Annotated in this window: 1 protein-coding gene; it reads right to left on the bottom strand. The window is 75.8% G+C overall.

The features are described from left to right. Positions 1 to 240: DUF3027 domain-containing protein (locus BFF77_RS37680; protein WP_141698634.1), on the bottom strand; the 240-nt coding region annotated here is incomplete at both ends.

Genomic DNA, 240 nt, shown 5'->3' with positions numbered 1-240 from the left:
CCGCCGGCTCCGTGTCCTCGGCCTCCACGAGGTCCGCGAGGTTCTGCGGAGTCACCGCGTCCGGTGCCAGCACCGAATTGGGCGGCGGCACGTCCTCGCCCGAGTAGCCGGGCTCCAGCCGCAGATCCTCCGCCTCCGTGGGCAGCAGATCGCCGGGGCCCATGTCGCCGGGCCTGAGCCGCTCGCTCCAGGGCACCCACTCCGGCGCCAGCAGGGCGTCGGGGCCCGGCAGCAGCACCG

This window comes from Streptomyces lushanensis, from assembly GCF_001700515.1.
Taxonomy (GTDB): Bacteria; Actinomycetota; Actinomycetes; order Streptomycetales; family Streptomycetaceae; genus Streptomyces; species Streptomyces lushanensis.
Note: the sequence above shows the minus strand (reverse complement) of the source record. Positions and strands in the feature narration are given on the sequence as shown.